Origin of the sequence: Staphylococcus sp. acrmy (assembly GCF_022690565.1) — a bacterium.
Taxonomy (GTDB): Bacteria; Bacillota; Bacilli; order Staphylococcales; family Staphylococcaceae; genus Staphylococcus; species Staphylococcus caledonicus.
On record NZ_JALCVE010000004.1, the window covers coordinates 70,713 to 96,074 of the forward strand.

Genomic DNA, 25,362 nt, shown 5'->3' on the forward strand with positions numbered 1-25,362 from the left:
ATGAGATAAGAGGGGACGAAAAAAGATGATTCGATATTCGAATGAGCCACCTGAACCTAAAGCATATTGTGATTTAAGAGTGAAAGCAGGTATGAGTCCGAAATCGGAAGAAGCGGCACGTAAAGGGTTGCCTAATGCCTGTTTTACTATAACGATTTATGATGATGATGTACTCATTGGTATGGGCAGGGTGATTGGTGATGGAAGCACTGCCTTTCAAATTGTTGATGTAGCCGTAGACCCAGCGTACCAAGGTCAAGGTTACGGTAGAATGATTCTTGAAAAAGTAATGGCTTATATTGAATCGATTGCTATGAAAGGATCTTATGTAAGTTTAATTGCTGATTATCCTGCAGATAAGTTGTATGAAAAATTTGGTTTTAAATCGACAGAACCTAAATCAGGTGGCATGTATATCGTTTATTAAAGCATTAAAATGGCTTGAAAGGAGTTCCAAATGAATTCCTTTCAAGCCATTTTTATATAATAATACTGCGTTAATTGCATATAATTTTATATTTCAATTCAACTTTAAATTAGGATTGTATTTTTTCTCTTAAGATATTATATACTTTTATTTATTAAAGTCGATAACGATGCGTCCTGTGTTTTCATGGTTTAAAACTGTTTCAATTGCGTCTGGTAAGTCAGAGAATGATACGACACGTTTAATATCATGTAGTTGGTCTGATTTTAAATCTGTAGCTAAACGTCTCCAAACGCGTTCACGTAATTTCATAGGTGTGAATACTGAGTCGATTCCTACAAGACTAACACCTCTTAAAATAAATGGATGCACTGTTGTGCTAAATTTCACACCACCAGTTAAACCGATAAGTGCGACACCACCATTATTATCAATGTGTTTAGCGACATACGGTGTGCCTTCGCCTCCAATTGGATCAATCGCAGCTTGCCATGTACGTGAACCGAGTGGCTTATCATCGTTGTCAGTAATGCGGTCGATAATATCTTTAGCGCCTAATTGTTCTAATTTTTCAGTAGCTTCTTTATTACCTGTACTTGCTATAACTTTATAACCTAAATTTGAAAGCATCATTACTGCTAATGATCCTACGCCACCTGAAGCACCACGTACTAGAACTTCTCCGCCTTCAAGCGTCATAAAACCTGCTTTTTCTAATTTTTCAATTGCTAAGCCTGCGGTATAGCCAGCAGTACCATAAATCATTGCTTCTTCTAAAGTGAGATTATCTGGAAGTTTAACAATCCAATCTGATTTTACTCTAGCATACTCACTGAACCCACCATAATGACTAACACCTAAGTCATAACTTGTTGCAATTACTTCTTCACCCTTTTCAATAGTAGGGTCATCAGATTCTACTACGACGCCTGCTAAATCGATACCAGGAACCATAGGATATGATTTGACGATATTATTATTGTCAGTTGTTGCTAAAGCGTCTTTATAGTTAATACCTGAATAGTGCACTTTAATTAGAACATTGCCTTCAGATAAATCATCAGTAGTCAGTTGTTTATAATCACTATTAATTTGACCTTCTTTATTTTGATCCACTAAAAATGCTTTGAATTGTGTACTCATATGTTATGACTCCTTTTTAAAGAAATAAAATTTCAGATGTAAATTATATACCCTTATTGCATTTTATGCATGCTCGAGGGTTATTAGGTTGACTAAAAATATAAAAACTAAAGTATCAGCAAAATATAAAAATTTTGTCGATTAAAATTAAGATAGAATTGTTATTGACATAAAATAAAGACAAACTTATAATTAATTTGATAATGATTATCAATTGAAATTGTAGGGCTTTCTAAGTGCAAAATTGGGAGTAGGCTGACAATCTGAATGGGCTAGCATAGAATAGGTTTTTAAAATTTTCAGGGTGACTATAGTGTTCTCAATTAAAAAGATTCAGCGTCGATAGATAATCACTGAAACTTAACTGAGGTGGAAAAAATTATGAAAAAATTACCAACTATTTTATTAGCGTCATCGTTACTTTTAGCAGCATGTGGCACAAACGACCAAAGTGATGATAGTAGTAGCAAAGATAGCTCATCACAAAACTCAAGTAGCAAGAGTGAAAATAACAAAGCGTTAGATAAAGCCACAAAAGAGTATAAAAAATATACAGATAATCAACTTGATAAATTCTTAGATGGTACAGAAGAGTTTGTATCAGCAGTTAAAAATGATGATATGGAGAAAGCTAAAGAATTATATCCTAAAGTGCGTATGTATTATGAACGTTCTGAACCAGTTGCGGAAGCATTCGGTGATTTAGATCCTAAAATCGATGCGCGTTTAGCAGATATGAAAGAAGAAAATAAAGCAGATGAATGGACTGGCTACCATAAAATTGAAAAGTCACTTTATCAAGATAACAAAATAGATGAAACGACTAAAAAAGATGCTGATCAATTATTGAAAGATGCCAAAGAACTAGATGCTAAAGTAGACACGTTAGATATCACGCCAAAATTAATGTTACAAGGATCAGTTGACTTATTAAACGAAGTATCAACATCTAAAATTACAGGTGAGGAAGAAATCTATTCTCACACTGACTTGTATGACTTCAAAGCCAACATTGAAGGGGCGCAAAAAATTTAAGAATTATTTAAACCTGAATTAGAGAAAAAAGATAAAAACTTAAGTAAAGATATTCAAAAGAACTTTGATAAAGTTAATAGCTTATTAAATAAATATAAAGATGGTGACGGTTATAAAGATTATAGCGCAGTAACAAAAGAAGATAAAAAAGCATTATCTGACGCTGTAAACTCTCTTGATGAACCGTTAAGTAAAATGGCTGTGGTTACAGAATGAGTAAGCTAGACGATCAACAAGATTCAAATGTTTCACGTTGTTTCTTTTTAAAAATGCTAGGTATAGGCGGCGCCGGTGTAGTCATCGGCGCTAGTGGTGCAGGTAGTATTTTCTCGTTTAAATCAATGTTTGATACACCTGAGAACGAAGACAAAGATGCCTTTGAGTTTTATGGACGTGTACAAGCAGGTATAACAACGCCTACACAAAAAAACTGTAATTTCGTCGCTTTAGACTTAAAGACTAAAGACAAAAGTGCAATTAAAGATATGTTTAAAAAATGGACGCAAATGTCAGTCAATATGACAGATGGTGAAGCTGCTGAAAAAGATAGTCAGAATGAATTATTACCGCCAGTAGATACAGGCGAATCAATCGGACTAGGGGCTAGCAAGTTAACGTTAACGTACGGAGTTAGTAAATCTTTTTTGAAAAAAGTAGGCTTGTCGTCTAAAATTCCATCAGGCTTCAAAGACTTACCACATTTTCCAAATGATCAATTAGATGATGAATATAGTGATGGAGATATAATGATTCAAGCTTGTTCTAACGACCCACAAGTCTCGTTTCATGCGATTCATAATTTAATTCGTCCATTTAGAGATATTGTTAAAATGAAATGGTCTCAAAATGGATTTGTATCAGGAAAGTTAGAAGAAACGCCGAGAAACCTCATGGCCTTTAAAGATGGCACGGTCAATCCACGGAAGAATGATGAATTAAAAGATTATGTCTTTATTAATGATGGTTGGGCTAAAAATGGTACCTATTGCATTATTAGACGTATCCAAATTCATATCGAAACATGGGACCGTACCTCTCTAGATGAGCAAGAGGCGACTTTTGGACGTAAACGTGCTTCTGGTGCCCCTTTAACTGGTAAAAAAGAATTTGAAAATCTAGATTTAGATGCCAAAGATAGCAGTGGTAATTATGTTATTGATCCTAATGCACATGCGCGATTAGCACGTGAAGTTAAGACATCAATTAAACGTCGTGCATATAATTATACTGATGGTACAAACGCTAAAACTGGGGCCTTGGAAACAGGATTAATGTTTATTTGTTTCCAAAAGTCTACCCAACAATTTATTGATATTCAAAATAATTTAGGCCATAAAGATAAATTAAATGAATATATCACACATCGAGGTTCTGCATCCTTCATTGTCTTGCCAGGTGTAAAAAAAGGGGGCTATCTCGGTGAAACATTATTTAGTTAAACTTTTGATTGCTATAGCGCTTATCTTTACAGTATTGAGAATTACACCTTCACTTACACAGGTTCATGCAGCTGAAGATAGCAACATAAGCGATGTGTATGTCGCGATTACTGATGCTAAATCTACAATTGAAGATAAAGATAAAAGCGATAAAGAGAAGAAAAAAGCCGTTGAAGATATTAAAGCAAAAGTAAATGCTTTAGATATTAAAGATAATAAAGAAGGTAAAGATGTTAAATCAAAATTAAAAGATCTTGATCAAACATCTTCGCTAAATAAACAAGATAATAATTTATCAGAACTAACGAAATCACTTATTGCCTATGAAGATGCTGTGTCGACTAAAGACGTATCTGGTGAAATAAAAACTTTAAAACAACAAGTTGATTCGAAAGATAGTAAAGTAAAAGATGCCATTAAAAGTAAAAATACCGCTGAATTACAATCTATCAACAACAGTTTAAACCAGATTTGGACAAGCCATGAAACTTCTATTCGTAACTATGATGAAGGTAAATATGATCAAATCGAAGTCAACTTAATGCAATTCCGTGTAGCAGTTCAAAAAGAACCTTTTAATGCTAAAAAGGCAGATAACGCATGGACAACATTCAAATCAAGTATTGATACTGTTGATCAAAAGCAATCAAGTGAAGAATCTGGTAAATACAAAGTTACCCAATTAAATGATGAATTAGATAAAGCGATTAAAAGTATTGAAGATAATAACTTAACTCAAACAGATGATGCTCTGTCTAAATTTGTACAAGTATGGCCGTACGTTGAAGGTAAAATTCAAACTAAGAATGGTTCATTGTATACAACGATTGAGGATAAAATACCTTATTATCAAAGTATCTTAGATAATAGTAATAAAGATAGAGTTAAAAAAGGATTACAAGAAATTAATTCAGACATTAAAGATACAGTAGGCCAAGATAGTTACTCATTTGTAGATGTTATGATTATCTTCCTACGTGAAGGTTTAGAAGTATTATTAATTATCATGACATTAACAACTATGACACGTAACGTCAAAGATACTAAAGGTACTGCCAGTGTTATTGGCGGTGGTGTTCTAGGATTAATTCTAAGTATTACGCTAGCCGTCGTCTTCATTCAAACGCTAGGTAATAATGGTTTATTACGTGAAGGTATGGAAGCGGTACTTGGCATCGTAGCAGTAGTATTAATGTATGTCGTTGGTATTTGGATGCATCGTCGTTCTAGTGCACAACGATGGAATGAAATGATTCAGAATATGTATCAAAATGCGATTAGTAATGGAAATCTATTGCTTTTAGGTACAATTGGATTAATTTCAGTCTTACGTGAAGGTGTAGGGGTAATTATTTTCTATATGGGTATGATTGGTAGCATTACGACTTGGGATTTCGTACTTGGTATTGCTTTAGCCATAGTCATCTTAATTATCTTTGCGTTCCTATTCAGATTTATTGTGAAGCTAATTCCTATTTATTACATCTTTAGAGTACTATCGATATTAATCTTTGTAATGGCATTCAAGATGCTTGGCGTAAGTATTCAAAAATTACAATTATTAGGTACTGTTCCACAACATAGTATTGAGGGCTTACCTACTATAAGTATTATTGGTTTCTACCCAAGCGTTGAAACGATTGTCGCACAATTGATTTATATTATATTAATCGTTTTCTTTGTTTTGAAAAATCGTAAAGATAAAAAAGAAACGCGCGTTAAATAAAATAAAAGATGAATAACAAAAGCCTCGAATGAGTTTAGATTGAAACTCACTCGAGGCTATTTAATATGAGTAATTTAACCTTAAAAGCTATGTACGATGTGTAATTTTAGCGATTAACATACTGAATTCAAACAGTATGATTAAAGGTAATGTAAGTAATAAATTTAACATTAAATCGGGTGGTGCTATAATGCTGGCAACTACAAAACATCCAAAATAAATATACTTACGATACTTTTTGAGTTCTTTAATATCTATTAAATCAAATTTAGCTAAGCCCATAAATAAGGTCGGTAGCTGGAACAACAAGCCAAAAACGAGCAACCACCGTATCAGTTCATGTAAATAAGCTTTAAAACCAATGACAGGTTGAATACTTAAAATAACTGATAGATTTATTGAAAAATTAATAATTAATGGAAAACCTATGAAAAATGCGAAAACGACACCAATAATAAATAATAAGGCACACCAGATACTATATTTATAAATAAATACTCGTTCATGAGGATGGAGTCCTGGCGCAATAAAAGCCCATAATTGATAAAAAATAATCGGAATAATTAAACATAAAGCTACAAAGAATATAATCATTACGTAAATCTGTATCATTTCTGTAAACGAAAAAGCATGTAAGGTCACATGAGCACGTTTTATATAGTGGATAAAAGGCTTCATCCACCAATGAGACGAAATATATACAATAACGACAGAAATAATAAAAGCAATGAACACTTTGACAATTCTTGAACGTAATTCATCAAAGTGCTCTAATAAAGTCGAACTATTTTGATTGATCTCGTTGTTGCTTAGATTCTTTACTGGGAGTCTCATGCACATCATCTGAATCTAAATCCTCAGCAGCAGACTTAAACTCTTTTAGTGTACTTCCAATTGCTTTGCCGAATTGCGGTAATTTTTTAGGTCCGAAAATAATCAACGCAATTATACTAATAACGACTAAACTTGTAGGCCCTGTAATGCCTAATACAAACACATCTTGGAACATGGAAAAAACCTCACTCTGTTTTATACTAATATCATCTTTACTTTATACTCATTGATAAATATTATCAATAGAAAATTGCTTATTCACAAATTAAATATATTTAAATGTTTGAAAGTAATATAATAAGGAATAAATTATTAATTTTTATATTTTATTAAGGGGGAGCTAGCTATGACTGAACATATTGAAAAAATTCAAAAAGAAGAAGTAGAAGCGCTTAGAAAAATTTCAGAAACTACATTTCATGATACCTTTGAAGGTGAATATAGTGCAGAAGATTTTCAAACGTTTTTTTCCAAAAGTTACAATGAAACGATACTATTAGAAGAGTTAGATAACCCACAATCTTTCCATTATTTCTATAAAATTGATAATGAAATTGCTGGATATTTGAAACTTAATATAGGAGAAGCGCAAACAGAAGACAAAGGGGAAGACTATTTAGAAATTCAACGTATCTATTTTTATAAACAATTTCAAGGCAAAGGCAGAGGAAACAAATTTATTGAATTGGCTTTAGACAAAGCACGTGAATTTAATAGGCCTAAAATATGGTTAGGCGTATGGGAACATAATGAACAAGCACTAAGATTTTACAAGAATAAAGGATTTAAAGTGACTGGTCACCATGAATTTATCACTGGCGAAGTAGTTGACACCGATCTTATTATGGAAAGAAACGTATAGCAGAATGAATAATAAAAACGATGTAAAATAGGCATGAGGACGATTCGTAACACTTAACAACCGTCTTCATGCCTATTATTTTTGAATATATCTTATTGTTCTTCGTTTAAAATATCGCGCATTAATTGTGTTAATCTTTTTAGTGAATTATTTTTCTCATTAATTAGCGGATGTTGATTAATATCTAATAACGTGTGGTTGACCAAATTGTCCGTTAATAGAGCAGCGTCAGTATACCAAACTTTAGATAAACTTTGCATTACGTCTTCATAAACGCCACGTTCGTCTTTATAAGCCTCATGATTTGGTGTAAATAAACAAACTTTTTTCCCAATTGTTAATGCGTCGAAAATGATTGAAGAATAGTCTGTGACTACTACATCAGCTACCATTAATAAATCTTGTGTTTCGATATTTTTTGGTGCTTCGATTACATTTTCAGGAATAGTATCTTTACCTTCAACGTGTCCTTTATAAATAACGTGATATTCTTCTAATAATTCAGGTGTGATAATTAAACTTTCCGCACTTTCATTTGATGTGTGCCATGTTGGTGCATATAACAAGATTGGTTTCGTACGATCAACATTTAACGAGTCTTTTACTTTTTTATGATGATTTTTGTCGTGTTGATAATGCAATAAGTAATTTACTCTTGGATAGCCGTACGGTACAAATTGTGTATTATGATTTGGAAAAGCTGTTTCAAACAAGCCTTCAGCAGCAGGTGAATCAGTTAAGAAATAATCTTGTTGTAACCATTTATTATATTTACGGGCTCTATAATTATAAATATTTTTATTTTGATACGGTTCTTTGCTGTCTAAGAATAATTTTTTAATCGGTGTGCCGTGCCATAATTGAATGACAGTGCCATTAGGTTTAAATTCGTCTGGAATATAACTTTCTACCACAACAATCTTAGCTGTTTCAATTAATTCCTTATTACCTTCTGCATCGGTAGGTAAGAAATATGGGCCGCGTCGATCATTAGTAATAAAATACGCTTCAGTAGTAGGATTTCTTTTCACAAAATAATTAAATAAATATTTTGAATTTCCTCTGTAACCATAATCGAACCCTAGGAATACAACATGATTTTTGAGTTGTGACGGGTCTTTTTCATAAACATAACTTAAATTACGATGTTTCTTTAAAGCATGATTATTCATTTTGTTATAAATCCATTTAGGCAATTTAAATTTAGTTGTTACTAACCAACTTTCTGCGAATCGCATTTCCTCTTCTTTGTGAGGATATTTGAATTTTGAATATGGAACAGCATGGCCGTGTATGTATGCTAGTTTATTTAAATCGAAATGATTTACTTTTTTAATATCGTGAATATCGAGCGATTTCCAAAATGCTTTACTCGTTGGCAACTCACTTACGAAATCAAATAATACATGGTTATCAATATCGATTTCGTCTTTTAGCACTGTTATGACTGCTAAATCCATAATAGAGTGGATATCGTATTTTGATAAATGTAAGAGTGCCTTGTCAATATTGTAAATTAAGTTTGGATAATGATTAATATTTTTCATCCAAGATAAGAAAGTTAATTTGTCATCGCCGAAATAGCGACAATCATTTAGATATGTTGCATTAATAGTATAGTCTACGGCGATAGAATGACTTGTTAATTCAATTGCCTCAAGCATGTCTTGATTAATTTTAATCTCATTAGAATATGGAATGAAATGTGAGAATCCAGCTGATTTGGCCTTATTAAGTTGTAATTCGAGATGTGACATATTAGAAATATTTATTTGTTTAATCATCATACATTATCCTTTTGCTCGTAAATTTCTTATGTACATTTTACCACGCGCATTTAAAAAAATCACAATAACGAAGTTTTGACTCTAAATTTGGTTTTAAAATATATGATAAAAGTATATGATTATTTATGAAAAAATAATTTTGTTAAAAAAATCACAAATTTTTAACTAAAAGTACTATATACTGTTGTCATTTAAGTGAAAAGGTGTTATATTTTTCTTGTGAAAATGTTCACAAGAAGAGAAATTGTGAAATCTAGCATGATTAACTTGTCGACAATTGTTAATTTTTTTGCCAGTTATCTAAAACTACAAAGGGATAACTAAACTAGCTAGAATATTTATTAATAAAAACTAAAGAAAGAAGAGTCAAAATTATGTTAGTTCAAACATTTAACCCTTTTGATAATTTAGTGTTATCCAGTTTGATAGCAGCAGTACCAATTATCTTGTTTTTACTATGTTTAACCGTTTTTAAAATGAAAGGTATTTATGCTGCCATCACAACATTAGTTGTTACACTAATTATTGCAGTTCCATTCTTTAAATTACCAGTTGGTATAGCTTCTGGTGCAGTTGTTGAAGGATTCTATCAAGGTATTATTCCAATTGGTTATATCGTAATGATGGCTGTATTACTTTATAAAATCACTCAAGAATCTGGTCAATTCAGTACTATTCAAGACAGTATTACTAGTATTTCTCAAGACCAACGTATTCAATTATTATTAATTGGGTTCGCGTTCAATGCGTTCTTAGAAGGTGCAGCCGGCTTTGGTGTACCAATCGCTATTTGTGCATTATTATTAGCTCAATTAGGCTTTAGACCTTTACAAGCCGCAATGTTATGTTTAGTAGCTAACGCAGCTTCTGGTGCATTTGGTGCTATCGGTATTCCAGTAGGAGTAGTAGATACACTTCACTTACCAGGCGATGTTCATGCTATGGGAGTATCACAAACTTCTACATTAACTTTAGCAATCATTAACTTCTTAATTCCATTCTTATTAATCTTTATTATTGATGGATTTAAAGGTATTAAAGAAACATTACCTGCTATTTTAGTTGTATCAGTGACATATACAGTATTACAAGGTTTACTTACAGTATTTAGCGGTCCAGAATTAGCTGACATTATCCCACCTTTAGCTACAATGGGTGCATTAGCTTTATTCTCAAGAAAATTCCAACCGAAAAATATTTTCAGGGTCCAAAAAGATGTCAAACCTGAACCGGTCAAACATCATAGTGCTAAAGAAATTATTTATGCATGGAGCCCATTCGTTATCTTAACTGTTATCGTTATGATTTGGAGTGCTACATTCTTTAAAAACTTATTCTTACCAAATGGCAAACTTGCTTCATTAGTATTTAGCTTTAACTTGCCAGGTACATTCAGTGAAGTAGCACATAAACCAATTACTTTAAGTCTTAACTTTATTGGACAAACAGGTACAGCAATTCTATTAACTATTATCATTACAGTATTAATGGCTAAAAAAGTTAGCTTTGGAGATGCTGGTCGTTTATTCGGAGTTACTTTTAAAGAATTATGGTTACCAGTCTTAACAATTTGCTTCATCCTTGCTATTTCAAAAGTAACAACATACGGTGGCTTAAGTGCTGCTATGGGACAAGGTATTGCAAAAGCTGGTAATGTCTTCCCAATCTTATCACCAATTTTAGGTTGGATTGGCGTATTTATGACAGGATCAGTTGTTAACAACAACTCACTATTCGCACCAATTCAAGCATCAGTTGCTCAACAAATTGGTACAAGCGGTTCATTACTTGTAGCTTCTAACACAGTTGGTGGGGTAGCAGCGAAATTGATTTCACCACAATCAATCGCAATCGCTACTGCAGCAGTTAAAGAAGTAGGTAAAGAATCAGAATTACTTAAAATGACATTACGTTATAGTATTGGATTATTAGTCTTCATTTGTATCTGGACATTTATCCTTTCACTAATATTATAAGAAAAGCTCCGTCAATCAATATGGAGGCTATATAAAAAGTGTAGAGGTGATTCATCATTGAATCACCTCTACGTTTTTATTTTGAGATATCTATTTAATTTCTATTAACTGCCTTAATGAATTTAGTATAAATAGCGTCTGAAGAATAGTGGCCCACAGTCTCATAGCCTTGTTGAATCATCTCTTGCATATCATCAATATGATTAATAGCAATATCAATATATTTGGCAAGAGAGCCCGAATCGCCATAGTTAGCTAAGTAGCCATTTTCACCATGCGATAAGATACTGGCTGGACCAAGGGTATCTTTAAAACTAATCACTACATTATCCTGAGCTAATGCTTCTAAAACTACCATGCCGAAACCCTCATTTCTCGAAGGTACTACAGTCACTTTACTTCGAGCTAATTTCTCATTCAATTGAGGCGTTGCAGGATGAATGGTAACTAAGTCATTAACGTCACTACGTTTAATTAATTGTTCAAGATTCTGACGTTCCTGGCCATCACCATAGATATGTACTTTAAAATGAGATTGACGTAAATTATCCTGAATACGTCGAACAGCCTCGATTAAAATATCAAATCCCTTTTCATGTTCAAGTCTACCAGCACTAATAATGGTATTCTCTTTAGCTAAATCAAGCTTTTCAACATTAATTACATTAGGCACAGTATAGACTGATGTATGAATGAATTGTTCATAGTGTTGTTGATCAGCTGAGGTCAAAGTCGTTACGACATCTAAATCGTTATATGCTTTTAAGATTTCTTCTTGATAAGCTTTAGGATGTGCGTCTAAATTCATATGTTCCATGCCTATAGTGAGCACATGCGCAGGACGATATTTTGAGATTAAAATGTTAAAACTGGCTCTTGTTCCAACTAACACATCTGTATCAACGTGTTGAATCGCTTTTATCATTTTACGCTCTACATATTTTGAAAATTGATTCAACCCTGGTTCATATTGCGACAATTGTTTAGGTTTTAAGAATGGTGTGTACGTGTTCAAACGGTTCATCATAATAGAGATTATATTTTGAGGTTTCACACGATAGTCAATCAAACTTTTAATGTGAATGGCATCATTAACCTCGAAATAGGGTTTATCTTGCGCTTGAAAAACTGAGATAATGTTCACTGTATGTCCTTTATTGGAAAGGGTATTAGCAAGTTCTGTTACTGCCTTAACGGTACCGCCCATTGCATAGATATTATGCATTAAAAAAGTAAATGATTTCATAGTTACACTCCAAATTCGTCATAATATAAAATTATAGCATGTAACCCACCGTGACTAATAGAAATGAGCGAGTATCTATAAGTAATGAACAGATATTGTGACATTAAAATGTACTACGTCTTTAAATTATGCAAGAATTCGTATAAACACTTTTTTCGTAAAGAAATTATGTATATAATTAAGTTAGTTATAAAAAATCGGTTACGTCCTATAAAAGCCATATTAAAAATTTTTACTAGTTAAAGAAAGCGTTTTATTTTACTATGCCAAAAGTTTATATTGATTGACTAAAGATGTGATTATAAAAAAGGGGGACTGTATTGTTATGACTACACAACATAGCAAAACAGATGTCATCTTAATTGGTGGCGGAATTATGAGCGCAACATTAGGCACACTACTTAAAGAATTATCTCCAGACAAAGAAATTAAAATTTTTGAAAAATTAGAACAATCTGGGGAAGAAAGTTCAAATGTATGGAATAATGCGGGAACAGGACACTCTGCATTATGTGAATTGAACTACACTAAAGAAGGTAAAGATGGCAGCGTTGATATTGAAAAAGCAATCAAAATTAATGAACAATTCCAAGTATCAAAACAATTTTGGGCGCATTTAGTACGAACTGGTCAATTAGAAAATCCAGGTAATTTTATTCAATCTGTTCCACACATGAGTTTTGTTAAAGGTATTTTTAATGTTAAATTCCTTAAAAACCGCGTACAAGCATTAAAAGAAAATGTTCTATTCGAACATATGGATATTACTGAAGATCGAGATAAAATCGCCGAGTGGGTGCCATTAATGGTGGAAGGTAGAACATCCAATGTGCCTATAGCCTTATCTCGTGACGAAACAGGAACAGACGTCAACTTTGGCGCACTTACAAAAAAATTAATCTCTAACTTAAAAGAACGTAATGTAGAAGTATCTTATAAACACGAAGTCGAAGATATTAAAAGATTAGATAATGGTAATTGGCGTGTTACTGTGAAAGATTTAAAAACTGGTGACAAACACGTATATGATTCAGAATTTGTCTTCATTGGCGCAGGGGGCGCAAGCTTACCACTTCTCCAAAAAACAGGCATTAAGCAATCTAAACATGTAGGTGGATTCCCGGTTAGCGGTTTATTCTTGCGTTGTACAAATCCAGAAGTCATAGAAAAACACCATGCCAAAGTATATGGTAAAGCCAACGTAGGTGCACCACCTATGTCAGTGCCACATCTTGATACACGTTTTGTGAATGGAGAGCGTTCATTATTATTTGGACCGTTCGCTGGATTTTCACCTAAATTCTTAAAAACAGGTTCAAATTTAGATTTAATTCGTTCTGTTAAACCTAATAATTTATTAACAATGTTATCAGCAGGCGCGAAAGAAATGAAATTAACTAAATATTTAGTATCACAATTAATGTTATCTCATGAAGATCGTATGAATGACTTGCGCGTCTTTGTCCCTAATGCGAAAGACGATGAATGGGAAGTAGTGGTTGCCGGCCAACGTGTACAAGTCATTAAAGACACTGAAGATTCTAAAGGTAACTTACAATTTGGTACAGAAGTTATCACATCAGATGACGGTTCTCTTGCTGCGTTATTAGGTGCATCACCAGGAGCATCAACAGCGGTAGATATTATGTTAGACTTACTACAACGTTGTTATGACTCTGAGTTTAAAAATTGGATTCCAAAAATTAAAGAAATGGTACCATCATTTGGTCTGAAATTAACAGAACATGAAGACGTGTACCGTGCAGTTAATAAAGAAATTCAAAAATATTTAAATGTAAAATAAAATGAAGCGGATGAAGATAGGACATTTGGATGACTCATGTCCTATCTTTATCCGCTTTTTAATGTCTTTTATTCGCAAGTTGTTGATTAATTTCTGCTACATATTTCTTATTTCTGTAATAGTTAAAGAGCCAAATAAACAAATAAATAATAATAAATTCCACAGTGAAAGATAATATATTAGCTAAATTCGGTGAAAACCAGCCAGCTAAAATTCCTATAGTTAATAGGCCTATATAGCTACATAAAAAATGTAGTAGGGTTGCACGGGTAATACTCCAATCAGTTTGGGTGAAAATTAAATTAGTAAAATAAAATAATATACCAATTGATATCCATAAAAGTATGGCGACAATCATAACTGTGGGTTCGCTTAAATGATGATAATAAAATTGGCCCATTGCTGAATTAGGGGACAGTGGATAATATTGATTACTTGCGAATAAATAACTAAATAGGATAGATAAGGCTAATCCTATTAATAAAGGAATACTTGTAAACTTATAAAATTTCATCATAATGATAATCTCTCCTTTATAGATTTTAAGTATCGTCTAGAGGAGTAGGTATAATCTTCATTCTTCAAATACATTCTAATAAGTCCATTAGGTTCAAGAAGTAATTTCTCAATCATCTCAATATTAACGATTTCAGATTTTGAAATTCTAATAAATGATGTAGGTAATTTCATCTCTAATTCATATAAACGATCTTTTAGTTTAAACTGTTGGCCATCTTTAAGTGCAATGACCTGATTTTTATGGGTGCGAAAGCTGGTTATTGTTTTAACCTCTAATACATAGATTTCATTATCTAATTTACCGTAAATCTGCGTGAGTTTATCTAAGTTTTCAATATGTGAAATAATCTGTTGAATTTCCTCATCAAATTTAGGTGCATGAATTGCTAAGTATTGTTCTTTTTCCTCTGGAGCTATAAACAATCTAAGTTTCATTGGGTTACCTCCTCCTCAATACTATTAAACCATTAATATCATTGTTTTTTCGTGAAAATGAGTAACCGGTAGTAATTTTGAAGTAAGCGGGGGAATAAAGAAGATAAAATAAAAGTGGAACAGTGAAATCATTTTAATACAACAAGCTTTCTGTTCCACTTTTAATATTAAAATAGTTTAATCAAATGATTGTTCGTCATTTAATTCAATCACAAATGTTGTACCATCTTCCTCTGTACTTGTTACCGAAATGGTACCGTCATGTAATGAAATAATTGATTGGGTAATAGCTAATCCTAAACCATTACTATTATCTTGTGCGTTTAGCTTATAAAATCGTTCGAATAGGTGTGCTTGTGCTTCACTTGGAATCATATGACCTTCATTGTTTACAGTAAATTGAATGGTATCCTTTGCAACTGAAAGTGTGACTTCGATTGCACTTCCTACTGTAGAATATTTAATTGCATTCTGAATTAAATTTGAAAATGCTTGATGTAATAAACGCGTATTTCCTCGGAAATAAACTTCTTCTAAATTAGACAATAGCATTAAATCTTTATCATCAATCGCAAATTGTTCATGTCGAATGATATCTGTAATCATTGAAGTTAAATGAATAGAGTCGTTAAATTGAATATGGTTAGCGTTATCAAGTTCTGATAAAAGTAATAATTCTTTCGTCAAATTACTAAGACGTGTAACTTCGTCGTGAATTTCATTGATATAATTTTCACGCTTGTCATAAGATGATGTTTGTTGTAAGTCAGTTAGTAACCTTTGAATATGAGTTAAAGGTGTTTTAATTTCATGTGAAACATTTTGAACGAAGTGTTGTCGCATATCATCCAACTGTTTTAGTGATTGCCGCATCGTATCAAAACGAAATTGTAGCGTGCCAATTTCGTCTTGGCATGTTTGCTTAATTGGCGTGTCAAAGTTTCCGTGCATTAAGCGTTCAGTAGCATTTTTCAGTATTTTGACTGGTTTAATAATTGAATAGGTTGAAGCAATAACTAAAGAAATTGAAATAATGAGTAAGCAAACTAATATAACAACTAAAAAGGTACGGAACTCGCTAAATGTCTCACCAATATCCGGACGCATAAAGACGGCAATAGGCTTGTTGTTATGTTCAAATTTTAAGCCAACGGTATTGTCGGTTTCATTATCGAAAAAGCCTGTTACGAATAATTCGAAAGGTTTGTCTTTTATTCCGTGGTATTCTTTACCTTTCAATACTTGGTTAATAGCTGATTTTGAAATATTATTTTTTCGAAAAGGTTCACCGTAAAACATCGTATCGTGATGCTCATCAACTATCATGATTTGATAATTCATATGGCCTAAATGATTGAAATATGCATGAAAGTCATTTGAAGTTAGTGAGTCGTTATAAGCACGCGCATCTTTAAGTGTACGCATGATTTTAGCATCATTTTGTTCTTTTAAATTAAAGTGATAATAAACGTTTGCAAATAAGAAACTGATCAATGCGCTAAATAAAATAATAGTAATCGTATAAATTGCGATACGTGTATATAATGATTTAAACATGATGATCTACCTTATATCCTTGGCCACGTACGGTTTGTATTTCAATATTAGCTTGTAGTTTAGACAATCTTTGACGTAATCGTTTAATATGTACATCAACAGTCCGCTCATCTCCTTCATAATCAAATCCCCAAATCTTTTCAATCAACGTATTTCTCGTGAAAATTTGTTTTGGATTACTGCTTAATAAATAGAGCAATTGAAATTCTTTAGTAGGTAAATTCATCTTTTTTGATGCGACACTGACTTCCATAAATTCTTCATTGAGTGTGATATTTCCTATATTAATTTCACTTTGGGCATTAATTTTATAGCGACGAAGTACGGCACGAATACGGAAGAGCAATTCTTTCACTTCAAATGGTTTGGTTACATAATCGTCCGTACCACTTATAAACGCCCGTTCTTTATCTGTTAAAGCATCTCTAGCAGTTAACATAATCACTGGTAATTCATAACTTTCTTTTAATACTTGGCATAAAGCAAAGCCATCCATACCACCCATCATGATATCTACGACAGCTATATCAACTTGATTATGACTTAAATAGTCAAGGGCAGCTTCCCCACTGGACTGTGTAATAGTACGAATACGATCAGCTTCGAGATGATGTGAAACGTAATGTAATAGTTTAGGGTCATCATCTACAATTAAACACTTTACCATGCTGCGCTTACTCCTTTTTTTAAAATTATTATACGTAACCTATTTAAAAACACAAATATTTCTAAAGTTCATATTCAGTTCATATTCTACTACTAAACTACAAATTGAAATAGTAATGGGGAGGAATTAAAAAATGAACTTAGCATGGAAGGAAATGAAATTCTACAAATTCCGCTATATTTTAATCATGTTAATTATCTTTTTACTAGGTATCATGGTGCTATTTATTAGTGGTTTAGCACAAGGATTAGCTAGAGAAAATGTATCTTTCTTGAATAACATGCCTGCACAAAAATATGTTATGCAAGATATAAAAGAGCCTAAGTTGGAAAGTTCACAACTTAGCGATAAACAACAATCTCAAATTGAAGATGATGTTAAACAACAACCGACTAAAATTGGTGCACAAACTTTAAAGATTAAAAATCAAGAGGAAGATATTACAACGTTAAGTACACCAAAAAAATTATACCCTTCATTGAAAAGTGGTTCATATCCAACTAAAGATAACCAAATTGCAATTAATGATAAATTGACAAGTGAAGGTGTTAAAGAGGGAGATTATGTATCGTTCAAAGAGCATAATGAACGTTATCAAGTAAGTGGCATTATTGAAGATACAATGTATTCGCATAGTTCAATGGTCTTAATGTCACCTAAAGGCTTTGACAACATGAATAAGCAAGCTTCAACATTTTATCCTGTAAATCAACTTAGCGATAAAGATGAACAACATTTAAATTCAATAGATGGTGTGAAAGTAGTTAATGAAGAGACACTAACGAGTAATATCCCAAGTTACCAAGCTGAACAAATGCCACTTAATCTAATGATTATTAGTTTATTCGTTATAACAGCGATTGTCCTTAGTGCTTTCTTCTACGTTATGACTATTCAAAAAATACCACAAATCGGCATATTAAAAGCAATTGGAATTAAAACAAAACACTTGTTACTATCACTTATACTTCAAATTATTTTTACTACTATGATTGGCGTGATTATCGCACTCGCTATCATTTTACTCTTAGATTTAGTAATGCCAGTATCAATGCCATTCTATTTAAGTAATAGCAATGTCATGTTAATGGTAGTGATGTTCCTAATCGTAGGCTTTATTGGCGTATTATTATCATTCATTAAAGTGGTAAAAGTTGATCCAATTGAAGCTATTGGAGGAGGAGAATAATGACATTACAACTTAAACATATTACGAAAAGTTTTGGTAAAGGTGAAGCTAAGACTTCAGTATTGAAAGACGTTAATTTAGAAGTTGAACGTGGAGAGTTTGTTATTTTAAATGGTGCTTCTGGTTCGGGTAAATCTACGCTATTAAATATCTTAGGTGGCTTGTTAACCCCTACAGAAGGTGATGTTTTATATGATCAACAGCCTTTATTTTCAAAAGAAAAAAATAATACACTACTTCGATTAAATGACATTGGTTTTATCTTCCAATCTTCTCATCTAGTGCCATATTTACCGGTAAAAGAACAACTTAGTAGTGTAGCGAAAGAAGCGGGACAAAAGTCTAAAGTAGCACTTAAACACGCAGAGGAGTTACTTACAGATATAGGTTTACAACATCGCTTTGATGCATATCCGCATATGTTATCTGGCGGGGAAAAGCAACGTGTCGCAATTATGCGTGCATTTATGAATAATCCTAAAATTATCTTAGCAGATGAACCGACTGCAAGTTTAGATACAGAACGTGCTGCAAGTGTAGTAGAAATGATTAAACAACGTATTAAAGATAACAATATGGTAGGCATAATGATAACGCATGATAAACGGTTATTTGAATATGCAGACCGTATTATTAAACTGGAAGACGGCATAATAACCAATTAAATAAAAAATAACGGCGGGGTCTATCGATGTAAGTAGACCTCGTCGTTATTTTTTATTGTTGAGTTAACCGCTTTATAAGTTAATTAGAATAATATATAAATTGCAGAAAAGAATAGAACTGCAAAATAAATGGTGAGTAATAGTTTATATTGATACATTAGCGCTAAGAAATCACGAATTAATGCGATATCAAAGAAATGATAGGGCGTATGGCTTCCTATTCCATCAGTTCTCAATTTAACTTGTTGTGCAAATCGCAAGGCTCTTAAAATATGAAATTGACTCGTAATGCATAACATCTTGGTAGATTTATCAAACTGAGATGTTATGACTTTTTTTGAAAATGAGAAATTTTCATAGGTGCTTGTCGATTGTGATTCCATAATAATTGAAGATTCAGGAACACCATGAGCAATGAGATAGCGCTGCATCGCTAAAGCTTCAGAGATAGGTTCATCAAGTCCTTGACCTCCACTTACCAAAATCTTGCATGTTGAATCTTGCTTGTTAAAAACGGCAAGTGCTTGATTAAGTCTATCGGCTAACATAGGGGTTACTTGCTCAGTAAAAATGCCAGCGCCTAATACCATGAGTAGATCGTATTTTCTTTTACTAGTAGTACGTCCGAATGCAGATGACCAAACTATATAAATGAGAAAACTATAACAAGCACTAAATGCGATTAAAGCTAACCATAAAAAAATACCATTCACAATTGGAAGCGGGGCGGTACTAATATAGAGACAAATGATAAGAAATAAAATGACACGCAGTATATGTTTAATTATGTTTCTTAGGAAGTGAAGCCCCTTTTCAAAGGTAAAGAGATGATAATGTTTAACTATCAAACCAATAAATGACACGGTAGTAATAATAATTAAATTGATGGGTAAGGTTCTTGTTAATAAATCGGAAACAGTAATGATAAAACACAGTATAATCGTAATAATAAATGGTGGCAGTGAGAGTAACCAAGATATGTTAAATAAAACGGCAACTAAGGTGAGTATTACAATTATGGATAGTGTCGTTATGAGCATAGTCAAAACCTCTTGTTTATTGATATCTTTAAATGTAATGGAAAGCGTCACATTTTAGCAACTATTAACTCTATATAATGGTTTTCAATAGGAAGGTTTATTGTTATTATTTAACAGAATATAAGAAAGATATTTATAGTGAAAAGAGCCAAGGAGTTGCGTAATGAGTAGAATTTCAAAAAATCACATTGAATTTATGAAACGTTTTATCGATGATACAAATACTTTAACTGCCAAATTACTTAAAGATCAACAGAGTAAATATGGTATCTCGATGGAACAGTCGAATGTCTTGCGTCTGTTAAGTAATCATCATACGCTATCGATAACTGAAATTACCGAGAAGCAAGGTGTGAATAAAGCTGCAGTGAGCCGTCGAATTAAAAAGTTGATTGACGGAGGTTTTGTCGAATTATACAAGTCTGGTAATGACATCGATCAACGTTTGAAATATGTGACCTTAACAGCTAAATGACGCAAGTATACAGAAGAAAATAAAGAAATAGTTAGTTCCATTGTAAGTGATATAGTCGGGGATTTATCGACTAAAGATATTGAGCAAGCTTTAAGTATTCTTTACATCATTGATGAGAGAGTGAAGAAATTTAATGCGAATATTTAAAAACTAATATATAAGACCATTGAGATATATAAAACCATTTTCCAAAAATAGAGTATAATTAAAATCAGAACTGAACATAAAATAAATTAAATTAATAGAACTATAAGGAATGAATATTATATAATAGAATACATATTAAAAATTGGAATCTATTAGTTCGAGAATAGATAATTTAAACATCAGGCAGGGGAAGTTGGTGACTCAATGAAGATATGTCCAAATTGCGGAGAAAAAACTGACGACGATAAGGCAAGTAAATGTCCAAGTTGCGGGAAAAGCTTTAAAGCTAAAAATGTTCAAACGAAACAACATACTCCCCCTCAATCAGATCAATCTAATATAAAAATCAGAAAGTTTATTCCTTGGGCTATTGTTGGTTTTATCATTATTTTATTGATTATAGTCTTTATTTTAGTTAGAAATTACAATTCTCCAGAAGCGCAAACAAAGATTCTCGTCAATGCGATAGATAATAATGATTCACAAAAAGTAGCGACACTCATGAGTACTAAAGCGACACATATTGATTCGGAAGAGGCAAGTGTGTACATAAATTATATTAAGAGTGAAGTGGGAATGAAGAAGTTTGTTCGTGACATTCGACAAACGGTTGGAAAGCTTAATAAAAGCGAAGCTAAAGAAGCTTCATATTTAAAAACGCGGGCAGGTAACAATTACTTAATAGTAAGTAAGAATGGTACTCGATTATTCATTTTCGATAATATGAGTTATACGGCGCCGACTAAAGAAGCGATTGTAAAACCTAAATTAGATACTAAATATGAATTTAGAGATGGCGGTAAAGATAAAACCGTTGTTGCAGAAGGAAATAAAACAACGTCTCTTGGTAAATTCATCCCGGGTATTTATTCTATTGATGCTAAAAAGGAAACAGAATATGGTCAGTTTACCGGCCAATTGAAATTTGATTTTAGATATGGTAAAAGTGATACAGTAGAAGTCAATGAGAACTTCAATGAAGCATTGTTGACAGTGAAGTTAAAAGGTAAGAGTGATTTAGATGAAGACTCACTCAAAGTTAAAATAAATGATAAAGAAATGGATTATTCAACTTCAAGAGAGTATGGTCCATATCCTCAAAATAAAGATATTACGGTTTCTGCTACTGGAAAAGTAAAAGGAAAAACATTTAAGTCTGAAAGTAAAACTATGAAAGCAAGAGACTTGGGTAATATTAATAGTGCTACTTTAGAATTTGATGACGAAGCAATTAGTGATTATATTATTGAGAAAGAAAAAGAAGAGAATAGTTTAAAAACTAAGTTGAGCAACTTTTTTAGCAACTATGCGTTATCATTAAATTCTGCTATTACTCAAGGCAACTTCAGTTTAGTAAATACATTCTTAAAAGAAGATTCAAAGATTTATAAAGGACTCAAAAATGAATTGAATGATTCTAAGGGTTTATCTAATCCTCAAATCTTAAATGCTTCTCAAAAAGGAGATAAAATTAAAGCTGAAGTACAAGAAACGAATGAATATGGTCAACTAGAAAACACTAACTATGAATTGACGGAAGATAGCGATAGCGGCGAACTCCAATTAGTTAATTCAAATTAGGAGTGGGAGAAATGACTCTAATATGAGTCATCTCCCACTCTTTTATATAGATAAAAGGGTGAAATTTAAATGAATACTGAGCAGAAAAATAATAAAAACTCGTTACTATTTGTTGTTATCTTAGGTGCATTAACCGCAATCGGCGCGTTGTCTATAGATATGTTTTTACCAGGTCTACCTGAAATTAAAAATGATTTCAGCACAACGACGGCAAATGCACAATTAACTTTATCACTATTTATGATTGGTCTTGGTTTAGGAAATTTATTTGTAGGTCCTATTTCAGATAGTGTAGGGCGTAAGAAACCACTGATTATTGCGTTAGTTATTTTTACATTAGCCAGTTTAGGCATTGTTTTCGTACATAATATTTGGTTGATGGTCTTTTTAAGATTTGTGCAAGGATTTACGGGTGGCGCGGCAGCTGTTATTTCAAGAGCGGTTGCTAGTGACATGTATCGCGGGAATGAATTAACTAAGTTTTTAGCATTACTCATGCTCGTCAATGGGGTGGCTCCTGTTATCGCTCCTGCATTAGGTGGTCTCATATTGAGTGTCAGCGTATGGCGAATGGTCTTTATCATCTTGACTATTTTTGGTGTATTAATGGTAGTTGGTTCATTATTTAAAGTACCTGAATCACTTGCAGTCGAACAGCGTGACACTAGTGGTATAGGAGTCATTTTCAAAAACTTTAAAAGTTTATTAACGACACCACGCTTTGTCTTACCAATGTTAATTCAAGGCGTCACTTTTATAATGCTATTTAGTTATATTTCTGCTTCGCCATTCTTAGTTCAGAAAATTTACGGCGTATCTCCACTCCACTTTAGTTGGATGTTTGCTGGAATTGGCATTACGCTCATTATTTCAAGTCAACTGACTGGAAAACTAGTAGATTATTTTCATCCACAATTATTACTACGTGCTTTAACAATAATACAAGTCGTAGGTGTGATTGTAGTTGCGTTAACTCTACTAAATCACTGGCATTTTGCCTTCCTAGTCATTGGTTTTATTATTTTAGTGGCTCCAGTGACGGGCGTAGCTACATTGGGATTTTCGATTGCTATGGAGGAACGTACGACTGGAAGTGGTAGTGCTTCAAGTTTATTAGGATTATTACAATCTCTTCTCGGAGGTGTGGTGACTCCTCTCGTTAATTTAAAAGGGGAGTATGATAGTTCGCCTTATATCATTATTATTAGTATCACGGCTATCTTATTAATCATCTTACAAATTTTAAATATTAGAGTATTTAAAACAAAGGGAGCGGGACAGAAATCTAGGGAGTATGACAGAAATCTAATGTAATTTCTAAGATTTCGTAGTCCCGCCCCGGCAAGGTTGGCTAGAAATGAAGAAAGTGAGGCTCGAACGCATCTTCATTTCAGACAACTACTGCCAAAACAAGAGGCTGGGCCATTGTTATATTAATGGCCCAGCCTCGCTCTTTACTCTAATCTCTTCTATTATCTTTGTACTTTGATAGTGTTCGCTAATAATATATTTGCCACTTCTTCAGGACTTTCTTTACAACCGTCTCTTAACCAAGTTAAAATAACGCCGACTTGGCCGCTCATTGTATAGGTGATGAAAAAAGATTTGTTTTTAATTGTAGTTTTATTCTCACCTAAAACCTTAACATAATAATTTTTAGTGATATTTAAATATTCATGTACAAGGTCTTTATTAGGGTGAGTGATAAAGATAGCGTGATAAAAGGCTTGTTTTCGATAAATATATTTTAATATAATTCTAAAGAATTGATAAACTTTGTCTGGATCTTTCTTAATACTTTCAAAATTCATTGAAAAAGTGTTAAGTAAGTTCTCATATTTCGTTAAATGATAATTTTGTAGTTTAGCTAATAAATCATATTTATCTTGGTAGTTGTCATAAAAGGTTGAGCGATTTACATTACTATTTGCACAAATCATTTTGATAGAAATACTTTCAAATGGATATTCTTCTAATAAATCAATTAAGCTTTTAATGATTCTGTATTTTGCTTTTTGTTTCATAACGTCACCTATTTTATTCGTATCTTCAATTAGCCAACAATTTTATAATAATTGTTGGTATTTTTTTTAATCGCATACGTCTATAATATTAAAAGTGATTTTGAAAAGCAAATAGGAGGAAATGTTCAATGAAGAAAATGGTGTTAATTAATATCATCACAATTATCGTTTTACTTGTTGTTGGTATTGTAGGCTTTATGTTATATCATAATGCGACAAGCTATATAACAACTGATAACGCAAAAGTTGATGGTAATCAAATTAAAATTTCAAGTCCTGCATCTGGTCAAATTAAATCTTTTGACGCTAAACAAGGCGACAAAATGAAAAAAGGCGATAAAGTTGCTGAGGTAAGTGGTCAAAGCCAAAGCGGTGAATCACAAGATATGGAAATCAAAATGCCTCAAAACGGTACAATCGTAAAAACTGACGGCATGGAAGGTTCAGTTGCTCAAGCTGGCTCACCAATTGCTTATGCTTACAATTTAGATGATTTATATATTACAGCAAATATTGACGAAAAAGATGTTAGCAGTGTAGAAAAAGGCGACAAAGTTGATGTATCAATCGACGGTCAAGATTCTGATGTTGACGGTAAAGTTGAAGAAGTAGGCCAAGCTACTGCAGCAAGCTTCTCATTAATGCCTTCATCAAACACTGACGGTAACTATACAAAAGTATCTCAAGTAGTACCTGTTAAAATTTCTTTAGATTCTACACCATCTAAAAACGTTGTTCCTGGAATGAACGCTGAAGTTAAAATTCATAAAGATTAAGGAGGTCA

General features: G+C 32.6%; 22 protein-coding genes and 2 pseudogenes. 13 read left to right on the plus strand and 11 right to left on the minus strand.

Annotated features, from left to right (window positions below; translation table 11 throughout):
* The first annotated feature begins 25 nt into the window (after positions 1-25).
* A complete protein-coding gene (locus FH144_RS05315; protein ID WP_242314214.1) occupies positions 26-427 on the plus strand; it encodes a GNAT family N-acetyltransferase in 402 nt (133 codons plus the stop codon).
* Positions 428-574: 147 nt separating this feature from the next.
* Here FH144_RS05315 and FH144_RS05320 read toward each other — a convergent pair whose 3' ends face one another.
* Positions 575-1,570, minus strand: a complete 996-nt coding sequence (locus FH144_RS05320; protein ID WP_107506725.1) for an acrylyl-CoA reductase family protein — start codon at positions 1,568-1,570, stop codon at positions 575-577.
* Between the two features lie 381 nt (positions 1,571-1,951).
* Here FH144_RS05320 and efeO point away from each other — a divergent pair.
* The 3 genes and pseudogenes from efeO (at position 1,952) to FH144_RS05335 (ending at position 5,770) form a co-directional block, all read left to right on the plus strand.
* Positions 1,952-2,821, plus strand: a pseudogene (gene efeO / locus FH144_RS05325) (iron uptake system protein EfeO).
* Positions 2,818-4,044, plus strand: a complete 1,227-nt coding sequence (efeB, locus tag FH144_RS05330; protein ID WP_242314216.1) for an iron uptake transporter deferrochelatase/peroxidase subunit — start codon at positions 2,818-2,820, stop codon at positions 4,042-4,044. Before efeO ends, efeB begins: the two are co-directional and overlap by 4 nt.
* Entirely contained in the window at positions 4,025-5,770 is a 1,746-nt protein-coding gene (locus FH144_RS05335; protein ID WP_242314217.1) for an FTR1 family iron permease, read from the plus strand. Before efeB ends, FH144_RS05335 begins: the two co-directional genes overlap by 20 nt.
* Before the next feature lie 87 nt (positions 5,771-5,857).
* On the opposite strand, the gene tatC is transcribed toward FH144_RS05335, so the two are convergent.
* Both tatC and FH144_RS05345 read right to left on the minus strand, forming a co-directional pair.
* The gene (gene tatC / locus FH144_RS05340) at positions 5,858-6,604 is read right to left on the minus strand and encodes a twin-arginine translocase subunit TatC (RefSeq protein WP_242314219.1); all 747 of its coding nucleotides are present in this window, start codon (positions 6,602-6,604) and stop codon (positions 5,858-5,860) included.
* Positions 6,555-6,779, minus strand: a complete 225-nt coding sequence (locus FH144_RS05345) for a twin-arginine translocase TatA/TatE family subunit (protein ID WP_242314221.1) — start codon at positions 6,777-6,779, stop codon at positions 6,555-6,557. Before FH144_RS05345 ends, tatC begins: the two co-directional genes overlap by 50 nt.
* 171 nt (positions 6,780-6,950) lie before the next feature.
* Here FH144_RS05345 and FH144_RS05350 point away from each other — a divergent pair, with 171 nt between their 5' ends.
* A complete protein-coding gene (locus tag FH144_RS05350) occupies positions 6,951-7,466 on the plus strand; it encodes a GNAT family N-acetyltransferase (RefSeq protein WP_242314224.1) in 516 nt (171 codons plus the stop codon).
* A gap of 92 nt (positions 7,467-7,558) precedes the next feature.
* Here FH144_RS05350 and FH144_RS05355 read toward each other — a convergent pair whose 3' ends face one another.
* Positions 7,559-9,250 (minus strand): CDP-glycerol glycerophosphotransferase family protein, encoded by a 1,692-nt coding sequence (locus FH144_RS05355; protein ID WP_242314226.1) that lies wholly within the window; start codon positions 9,248-9,250, stop codon positions 7,559-7,561.
* 377 nt (positions 9,251-9,627) lie between these two features.
* Here FH144_RS05355 and FH144_RS05360 point away from each other — a divergent pair, with 377 nt between their 5' ends.
* Entirely contained in the window at positions 9,628-11,229 is a 1,602-nt protein-coding gene (locus tag FH144_RS05360; RefSeq protein ID WP_107506717.1) for an L-lactate permease, read from the plus strand.
* 94 nt (positions 11,230-11,323) lie between these two features.
* Here FH144_RS05360 and FH144_RS05365 read toward each other — a convergent pair whose 3' ends face one another.
* The gene (locus FH144_RS05365; RefSeq protein ID WP_242314228.1) at positions 11,324-12,475 is read right to left on the minus strand and encodes a glycosyltransferase family 4 protein; all 1,152 of its coding nucleotides are present in this window, start codon (positions 12,473-12,475) and stop codon (positions 11,324-11,326) included.
* Positions 12,476-12,800: 325 nt separating this feature from the next.
* Here FH144_RS05365 and mqo point away from each other — a divergent pair, with 325 nt between their 5' ends.
* Entirely contained in the window at positions 12,801-14,279 is a 1,479-nt protein-coding gene (gene mqo / locus FH144_RS05370) for a malate dehydrogenase (quinone) (protein ID WP_242314231.1), read from the plus strand.
* A 58-nt stretch (positions 14,280-14,337) separates the two neighbouring features.
* Here the strand turns inward: mqo and FH144_RS05375 are convergent, their stop codons facing one another.
* The 4 genes from FH144_RS05375 to FH144_RS05390 all read right to left on the minus strand — a co-directional run bounded on the left by FH144_RS05375 (position 14,338) and on the right by FH144_RS05390 (position 17,457).
* Positions 14,338-14,796 carry a DUF3021 domain-containing protein gene (locus FH144_RS05375; RefSeq protein ID WP_242314233.1) on the minus strand — a complete coding sequence of 153 codons (459 nt, stop codon included), beginning with the start codon at positions 14,794-14,796 and terminating at the stop codon, positions 14,338-14,340.
* On the minus strand, positions 14,793-15,233 hold the full coding sequence (locus FH144_RS05380) for a LytTR family DNA-binding domain-containing protein (RefSeq protein WP_242314235.1): 441 nt from the start codon (positions 15,231-15,233) through the stop codon (positions 14,793-14,795). The genes FH144_RS05375 and FH144_RS05380 overlap by 4 nt, the downstream gene beginning before the upstream one ends.
* 177 nt (positions 15,234-15,410) lie before the next feature.
* Positions 15,411-16,790, minus strand: a complete 1,380-nt coding sequence (locus FH144_RS05385) for a sensor histidine kinase (RefSeq protein WP_242314237.1) — start codon at positions 16,788-16,790, stop codon at positions 15,411-15,413.
* The gene (locus FH144_RS05390; protein ID WP_242314239.1) at positions 16,783-17,457 is read right to left on the minus strand and encodes a response regulator transcription factor; all 675 of its coding nucleotides are present in this window, start codon (positions 17,455-17,457) and stop codon (positions 16,783-16,785) included. Before FH144_RS05390 ends, FH144_RS05385 begins: the two co-directional genes overlap by 8 nt.
* A 133-nt stretch (positions 17,458-17,590) precedes the next feature.
* Between FH144_RS05390 and FH144_RS05395 the strand changes: the two genes are divergently transcribed.
* Together FH144_RS05395 and FH144_RS05400 are read left to right on the plus strand one after the other, a co-directional pair.
* Complete coding sequence (locus FH144_RS05395; protein ID WP_242314241.1) at positions 17,591-18,646, plus strand: ABC transporter permease; 1,056 nt, start codon at positions 17,591-17,593, stop codon at positions 18,644-18,646.
* Complete coding sequence (locus FH144_RS05400; RefSeq protein ID WP_242314242.1) at positions 18,646-19,311, plus strand: ABC transporter ATP-binding protein; 666 nt, start codon at positions 18,646-18,648, stop codon at positions 19,309-19,311. Before FH144_RS05395 ends, FH144_RS05400 begins: the two co-directional genes overlap by 1 nt.
* Positions 19,312-19,394: 83 nt before the next feature.
* On the opposite strand, the gene FH144_RS05405 is transcribed toward FH144_RS05400, so the two are convergent.
* Entirely contained in the window at positions 19,395-20,351 is a 957-nt protein-coding gene (locus FH144_RS05405) for a YdcF family protein (protein WP_242314244.1), read from the minus strand.
* 163 nt (positions 20,352-20,514) lie between these two features.
* On the opposite strand from FH144_RS05405, the pseudogene FH144_RS05410 reads away from it, so the two are divergent.
* The 3 genes and pseudogenes from FH144_RS05410 (at position 20,515) to FH144_RS05420 (ending at position 23,868) form a co-directional block, all read left to right on the plus strand.
* Positions 20,515-20,973 (plus strand): annotated as a pseudogene (locus FH144_RS05410) (MarR family winged helix-turn-helix transcriptional regulator).
* A gap of 204 nt (positions 20,974-21,177) precedes the next feature.
* Positions 21,178-22,554: a membrane-associated protein TcaA gene (locus FH144_RS05415; RefSeq protein ID WP_242314246.1), complete on the plus strand. Its 1,377-nt coding sequence runs from the start codon at positions 21,178-21,180 to the stop codon at positions 22,552-22,554.
* A gap of 69 nt (positions 22,555-22,623) precedes the next feature.
* Complete coding sequence (locus FH144_RS05420; RefSeq protein WP_242314248.1) at positions 22,624-23,868, plus strand: putative multidrug effflux MFS transporter TcaB; 1,245 nt, start codon at positions 22,624-22,626, stop codon at positions 23,866-23,868.
* 158 nt (positions 23,869-24,026) lie between these two features.
* Here the strand turns inward: FH144_RS05420 and FH144_RS05425 are convergent, their stop codons facing one another.
* Complete coding sequence (locus tag FH144_RS05425; RefSeq protein WP_242314250.1) at positions 24,027-24,578, minus strand: TetR/AcrR family transcriptional regulator; 552 nt, start codon at positions 24,576-24,578, stop codon at positions 24,027-24,029.
* Positions 24,579-24,706: 128 nt separating this feature from the next.
* Between FH144_RS05425 and FH144_RS05430 the strand changes: the two genes are divergently transcribed.
* Entirely contained in the window at positions 24,707-25,354 is a 648-nt protein-coding gene (locus FH144_RS05430; RefSeq protein WP_107506703.1) for an HlyD family secretion protein, read from the plus strand.
* Positions 25,355-25,362 lie beyond the last annotated feature (8 nt).

Bases quoted from the DNA above. Each gene is read 5' to 3' on its own strand.
- FH144_RS05365 (WP_242314228.1), bottom strand. From the start codon at position 12,475: ATGAAATCATTTACTTTTTTAATGCATAATATCTATGCAATGGGCGGT.
- FH144_RS05360 (WP_107506717.1), top strand. From the start codon at position 9,628: ATGTTAGTTCAAACATTTAACCCTTTTGATAATTTAGTGTTATCCAGT.
- efeB (WP_242314216.1), top strand. From the start codon at position 2,818: ATGAGTAAGCTAGACGATCAACAAGATTCAAATGTTTCACGTTGTTTC.
- FH144_RS05390 (WP_242314239.1), bottom strand. From the start codon at position 17,457: ATGGTAAAGTGTTTAATTGTAGATGATGACCCTAAACTATTACATTAC.
- FH144_RS05320 (WP_107506725.1), bottom strand. From the start codon at position 1,570: ATGAGTACACAATTCAAAGCATTTTTAGTGGATCAAAATAAAGAAGGT.
- FH144_RS05430 (WP_107506703.1), top strand. From the start codon at position 24,707: ATGAAGAAAATGGTGTTAATTAATATCATCACAATTATCGTTTTACTT.
- FH144_RS05415 (WP_242314246.1), top strand. From the start codon at position 21,178: ATGAAGATATGTCCAAATTGCGGAGAAAAAACTGACGACGATAAGGCA.
- FH144_RS05395 (WP_242314241.1), top strand. From the start codon at position 17,591: ATGAACTTAGCATGGAAGGAAATGAAATTCTACAAATTCCGCTATATT.
- FH144_RS05385 (WP_242314237.1), bottom strand. From the start codon at position 16,790: ATGTTTAAATCATTATATACACGTATCGCAATTTATACGATTACTATT.
- FH144_RS05420 (WP_242314248.1), top strand. From the start codon at position 22,624: ATGAATACTGAGCAGAAAAATAATAAAAACTCGTTACTATTTGTTGTT.
- FH144_RS05425 (WP_242314250.1), bottom strand. From the start codon at position 24,578: ATGAAACAAAAAGCAAAATACAGAATCATTAAAAGCTTAATTGATTTA.
- FH144_RS05315 (WP_242314214.1), top strand. From the start codon at position 26: ATGATTCGATATTCGAATGAGCCACCTGAACCTAAAGCATATTGTGAT.
- FH144_RS05345 (WP_242314221.1), bottom strand. From the start codon at position 6,779: ATGTTCCAAGATGTGTTTGTATTAGGCATTACAGGGCCTACAAGTTTA.
- FH144_RS05380 (WP_242314235.1), bottom strand. From the start codon at position 15,233: ATGAAACTTAGATTGTTTATAGCTCCAGAGGAAAAAGAACAATACTTA.
- FH144_RS05400 (WP_242314242.1), top strand. From the start codon at position 18,646: ATGACATTACAACTTAAACATATTACGAAAAGTTTTGGTAAAGGTGAA.
- FH144_RS05355 (WP_242314226.1), bottom strand. From the start codon at position 9,250: ATGATTAAACAAATAAATATTTCTAATATGTCACATCTCGAATTACAA.
- tatC (WP_242314219.1), bottom strand. From the start codon at position 6,604: ATGAGACTCCCAGTAAAGAATCTAAGCAACAACGAGATCAATCAAAAT.
- FH144_RS05405 (WP_242314244.1), bottom strand. From the start codon at position 20,351: ATGCTCATAACGACACTATCCATAATTGTAATACTCACCTTAGTTGCC.
- FH144_RS05350 (WP_242314224.1), top strand. From the start codon at position 6,951: ATGACTGAACATATTGAAAAAATTCAAAAAGAAGAAGTAGAAGCGCTT.
- FH144_RS05375 (WP_242314233.1), bottom strand. From the start codon at position 14,796: ATGATGAAATTTTATAAGTTTACAAGTATTCCTTTATTAATAGGATTA.
- mqo (WP_242314231.1), top strand. From the start codon at position 12,801: ATGACTACACAACATAGCAAAACAGATGTCATCTTAATTGGTGGCGGA.